Below are 5,664 nucleotides of genomic sequence, written 5' to 3'. Positions count from 1 at the left end.
ATGTAGTTTTTACAACGTTGATGCGGCAGCCCTACCGCGAGAGCGGTTTAGTCCATTCGCTCATTGGAGACTGTCAGATTTAATGATGCTTTATTTACACCAAGGTTACTGGGTAATAAGAAGGATCCAATCCCTACTACTCACACCACTTAATATAATGTTATATCCAAAACTCAATCTTTCGCTATACGAAAAGGCTTTGAATTTGAGTGATGTTGACTGGGTTTGTCTATTTGTATTACATCTAAATCGTTTCTTATCGACGGTGACAATAAATGCGAAAAACTATCAACATTTTGATTATCTGAGTCGAGCCACCTATCTACTATAGTGTCTTGAGGCAGCATTAATGGACTGGCTTTAGTGTGTATATCGGCAAATTTAGGGTGGGGCGGTAAGGTAATAACAGAGCAACCGATGGTGACTTCCCCCGTTTCCTTATTCACGTATTCTTTGCACAATCCGCCAAAGGCAATCGCCCCATCGACTGCCACTAAGTCGTGATAATGCTTGGGTATCTTCTTTTTTCCTTGTTGTTCAAATTCGGTTTCCCCGAATCCTCTTGCCGGAATGATGCAACGGGACGTTCTAAAGGGATGATAGCCCGCCGAACGAGGTACATTGAGCTTATCGTATCGTGTATTAAAACTGGTATACTTTGACGGCTTAAAGCCTGTTGTAGTGGGTTCGAGCAATAACCACCAAACGGCTTTTTGCATCACTCGTTGCCCCTCAACCTCTCTGATGATTTGCACTTCACTCGCTGCCCTAACGAATCGATTGGGAATGATTGGCGTACGATGTAAGTTAATACCTAATGAGATGCACAGCCCTCTTACAAACTCATCATCGGTTACGTTTAGTCTTCCACACATATTTCACCTAAAAAAGTATAACGAAGTTAATTTTAAATAGAATAATACTGTATATAATAACAGTATATGTTGAAATTTATTCCTATTAAAGCTTCTGCGGGTATCGTCGGTTTTGAGTCACCACTAAATACCTTTTGTTAAAAATTTACGGAAAATACCTTTTATTTTTGTTGATAGTTGAGAATTTATTCTTAATATAAGTTTCATAGCTTTCAATTATCCAGAACAAGGGTACTGACAGGTGGCACATCTAAAACAGGTTGAAACTACAACTATAGCGAATTACCTTTACAGAAATCCAATAATCTCGATTGACGGTAATGGGGAGCCTGTTAGCGAATACCGTAAAGGAGATAGAGGCACCCTAATCAAAAAAATGGTTTTGCTTAATATTGCCACTTACACTGAGAATAATAAGCTAGTTGGCTTTGAACCAATTGAACAAGCAAATCAGTTTCTATTGTCAAAATCTATCAATGACGGAGTTCTGGACGTAGCCAGTATCTCAAGAGGGTTAGTTCATTACTTTAGCTTCTTGCTAGACCTCCAAGCGAATTGGGACGGTGAATTCGATGAAGATGAATTTGATAATGTTTACGATGAACCTCGACCTGAATGGGATCATTTCCCCCGTTCCAAACAAAACCGACAAACTTATTTATACCGTGACGGCCTTAAACAACTCGCCGTTGATGGAGTTGTCGCCAAAAGCACAGCAAAAAATTACATCGGGAGCGTAGTTAACTTCTATAAATACTGGTTACGTAAAGGCTATCAATTCAATAACCCACCTTTTGAACATGAAGTCGTGACACTGCTTCTCCACACCAACGCTTCCAGTTTGAAGCAATACCAAAAGAAAGATGTTCACACGACTGACTTGCGATTGAAGTTTGCAAAACCTTCAAGAAGCGGCGGTACCGCAGTTGATAATTTACGTAGAGACTTAAGGCCGTTCACCCCTAAAGAGTGGGGAGCACTACAAAATATATTAATGAAGTCCCGCAGAGTATTACGCCACGGTGCCGAGGCAAGACTTCACTCCCTCCCTATTGAATACACTAACCATTTTATGACTTGCCGTTATACAGGTCTACGCAGAGAAGAAACCGCAAGCTTACATTGCGGCCAAATTGTAAACCCAAAAGTTATCATTAATGATTCTGGTGAAGATGTGTTTGAAAAGCCAATACTAAATCTGGGAGTTGGAGATAAGTATCAATCCTTCACAAAAACCCCAGAGCGAGGCAATAAATCTAGAGTCACTATCATCCCCGCAAGAATCATGAAATCTTTATATGACTACACACAATCGGAGCGCTATCAAAAGCGCTTAGCTAAGTTTAAAAACTGGTGCGCCAGTGAGATTGAAGTGGGAAACATGCACTGGTTTGAAGGAGATGACGCGATCAATCCTGATTTAGACTATCTATATCTGACTCAAACAGGTAAGCCTATGTTATTACGATTAGGCGATTTTACTAATAAATGGGTGGAAGTTCGCAACACTTTGAATCACTCCATTTCCCTTGAGCATGACGTTGTCGGTTCTATTCACAACCTGCGCCCAACCTTTGCGGTTGATTTGTTTAGACACATGCTAAAAGCAAAAGATGATGGTGGCAGATTAAAATTCACCCCTGATATAGCTTTAGATAGAGTTTCAGCGCTACTCGGACACGAAGATAGAACGACAACAATGGAGTATCTAAAGATTGCTCAGGATATGCCTTTAGGCGATGAAATTTACGAAGATGTGCTGGATTACATTGGCGCTTTTGATGATATAGAGGCTTAATTATGATCGGAGATATACATTCCCGAGGCCGAAAAAGAACATCTGTCCCAGTAAAGAAAACAATAAAAGAAGTAGATATTGTCGCTCTTAGATTTGAAGACATGGTGATAAGAACCAAAGAGGGAGTTGCGTGCCACTTAAATCGCTTTCGCTATACTGGTTGCCCTACAATTCGGACAATTGATAAAAAACCTGAAGCACTAAGGTTTGCTGGGCGTGATGAAATAGTAAAACAACTTTACATGTTAACAATTGGCGGACAAACCACCACTACGCAGGTAAATTTAAGAAATTTACTAGACTATTTCAAGTACCTTGACTCTATTGAATTTCGAGGTGATACGTTTGGACTTGGCATTATGAGCAAGTGCATCAAGCATCATAATGAACTAGCGCTCAAAGGAATAAATCCCTCCAAAGCAGCGTCGATTCGCGAGGGTTTATGCTGGTATTTAAAAAAGATAAATCGTCACTTAGACACCAAAAAACTTCCGAATACTAGGAAATCCAAACCCTCCAACAAAGACGGGGCTTTAGACCTGGAAAGTGAGCTAAAACCTATAGCCAAAACGCTTATTCGAGGCTTTAAAGGGTTTGCTGAGGCGATTAAAAACAGAGCGTGGCTTGAGATACACCCGATATTTGATGAAGGTATGTTCAAAGAGCAAGTCAAAGCTCAAAAATGGCGCGGCACTGGCGGAATTCAAAAAATGGCGTTTGAAAAAGCAATGAGAGTCAATTTAGGAGTTGCCAATTCACCACTTTCTCATGAACAACTTCGTTTACGGTTGCTTTACAATCAAGCATCCAGAAATGCATTGTTTCTATTTTACATGCTCACAGGTATGAACCGCAGTGTACTAGCCCCAATAAAGCACAACGGTGTAATATTTAAAGATATTGGTAATGGTCGATACGTGTTTGAAAGCACTAAGTTTCGCGCAAACTATAAAGACCTAGACAATGTGCTTGGGTTCTCAAAAAATACGAAGTCACTTGTTGAAAATTGGGTTGAAGTATCAAAACTCATGTACGAACGTATGGAGATACATGATTTTGAGCGCAAACCATTTTTGCCTTACTTCAGCATTCAAGGAGAGGCAGTGGATTTCAGTTATAAACAAACAGAACCCAACTTAATTAACAAACTCATCTCAAAACTACACGGCATTACCGTGAATGCAAGACGCTTTCGCAACACAAAATCTGACATACTAATTCGAGCAACAGATAGTATTTTCATTACAGCTCAAAGTCTAAATAACGAGGTATCTATAGTTGAAAAACGATACTCAAATGGTGTTGAATCTGACCATAAAAACAACCTTCAAGCAACCATGAAAGCACAAGCTGCGATAGCGAAGGGGCAAGCTATTTCTGAAGCTGTTGAGGAAGCCAAGGTGCTTCATAGTGATATTTTGTCTGACTACGATTACAAGAAACGCTTAATGAAGGAAAGCATTAAGCCTGCGGCACTAACACCAACAGGTGTTCGCTGTCAGGGAGGCAGTAGAAGCAAGTTGGAGGCAGAATTGAGCAAATTTAAGCGAGCTGGAATCCACCTGAACGAAGATGAGGGGAAATGCACCGATTTCCTTAGCTGTTTCAACTGTGAAGAGCATCTTTTGATTGCATCGACGAACGACATTTGGCTTATGCTGTCCTTTCGAGAGCAGCTCACGGAGTTGTTTGGTTATATTGCCAAAAACTCAGCACCTAAAGAGCAAGCGTTCAGCGTAAAAGCCATGCTGGACAAAACGCTCAATCGACTAAAAAACAAGTCTCCTAAAAACTATGAAAAGGCTAAAAATAAAGTTTCTAACGGTGATTTTCATCCTTTGTACTCAAACCGATACGGCTTAAAAAATTTCTTTGGATAGTCATGATGTTAAATTTAGAAAAACAAATTCCTAGTGAAGAAAATCCTTTCATTTCATTCAATAAGCAAGGTGGGGGCGTATCACTACGCTATGGTGAAAAATGGGATTTCACTGCATTGGGTCAAGCCCGTAAAGACCTTTTATTTACCTGTATTAGCGAAGATCACAGGGAGAATGTCCAAGATGTAATGTGCCACATTTTAGAGCATTTGAAAGCGCAATCGGTAAGTGGCAACTTTGCGGTTAATACGCTTAACAATTACCTTTCTTCATTAAGTTGTATTGTTCGCTACTGGGGCAGCTCTAATTTTTCATTGCTGTCTAAAGACAAGGAATGGAAGAAGCTAAAAGATAACCTTAGAGGCCACTATGCACATTCCTCATTGCGACAGATTGGCATTACATTAAATAAACTATCTGAACTATGCATTATTGAAGGACAATACTTTTCAGAGATAGATTGCAGGGCACTTAGGGCGGCGGATAAGCCAGATAAACAACATATCGCCTTGCCCATCAATATCCACGCGCAAATACTCGCTCAAGTATACAACACAGTAGAAAAATACCACCCACATCGACACGCAATCTCAGAAGTAATGAAGGCTGGATTTGAGAGGCTTTCAATCGAAAAAGAAATAGAGCTTGCTAAAGGTACGTATGACGAATCAAACCCTAGGTTTAGGAAAAACGTTGACGGGAGAGTGCAAACATTTACTCGACAACTTGCCAAAGTAAAGGGTATTCCTGATTTTCACTACCGACTAGACGGTTATTGGCTTAACAACTTATTGAAGGATTGCTTAATTTGCGTTGTCTTTTTTAGTGGCATAAGAAGAATGGAGCTATTGAGAACCAATAAAGACAGCTATGAAGTTGATGAAAATACAGGCATCTCAACGTTGGTTACTATGCACTCCAAGCCCAATGAAGGCATTCCTATTAAGGATGTATGGCAAACCGACCCTATTGTAAAGAAAGTATTAGAGCTTGCTTACGAGTCCTCCAATTTTGCAAGGGAGTTTTTCTTAAAACAAATAGATGCCCAATTATCAAATAAACAGATCAGCCAAGACCAGCATGAAGCATACAAGAGTGAACTAAATAACCT

At 40.0% G+C, this 5,664-nt stretch carries 4 protein-coding genes; 3 read left to right on the top strand and 1 reads right to left on the bottom strand.

Annotation, left to right across the window (positions count from 1 at the left end):
• Positions 1-173: 173 nt before the first annotated feature.
• Positions 174-875: an SOS response-associated peptidase family protein gene (locus tag GPLA_RS22265; protein WP_007107295.1), complete on the bottom strand. Its 702-nt coding sequence runs from the start codon at positions 873-875 to the stop codon at positions 174-176.
• A 241-nt stretch (positions 876-1,116) separates the two neighbouring features.
• On the opposite strand from GPLA_RS22265, the gene GPLA_RS22260 reads away from it, so the two are divergent.
• The 3 genes from GPLA_RS22260 to GPLA_RS22250 form a co-directional block, all read left to right on the top strand.
• The gene (locus GPLA_RS22260) at positions 1,117-2,673 is read left to right on the top strand and encodes a site-specific integrase (protein WP_007107294.1); all 1,557 of its coding nucleotides are present in this window, start codon (positions 1,117-1,119) and stop codon (positions 2,671-2,673) included.
• Positions 2,674-2,675: 2 nt separating this feature from the next.
• Positions 2,676-4,553: a hypothetical protein gene (locus GPLA_RS22255; RefSeq protein WP_007107293.1), complete on the top strand. Its 1,878-nt coding sequence runs from the start codon at positions 2,676-2,678 to the stop codon at positions 4,551-4,553.
• A gap of 2 nt (positions 4,554-4,555) precedes the next feature.
• Positions 4,556-5,664, top strand: a 1,109-nt coding sequence (locus tag GPLA_RS22250; RefSeq protein WP_040515722.1) for a hypothetical protein, incomplete at its 3' end; no start/stop codon positions are given.

The organism is Paraglaciecola polaris LMG 21857, from assembly GCF_000315055.1.
Lineage (GTDB): Bacteria > Pseudomonadota > Gammaproteobacteria > Enterobacterales > Alteromonadaceae > Paraglaciecola > Paraglaciecola polaris.
Note: the sequence above shows the minus strand (reverse complement) of the source record. Positions and strands in the feature narration are given on the sequence as shown.

Bases quoted from the DNA above. Each gene is read 5' to 3' on its own strand.
- GPLA_RS22265 (WP_007107295.1), bottom strand. From the start codon at position 875: ATGTGTGGAAGACTAAACGTAACCGATGATGAGTTTGTAAGAGGGCTG.
- GPLA_RS22255 (WP_007107293.1), top strand. From the start codon at position 2,676: ATGATCGGAGATATACATTCCCGAGGCCGAAAAAGAACATCTGTCCCA.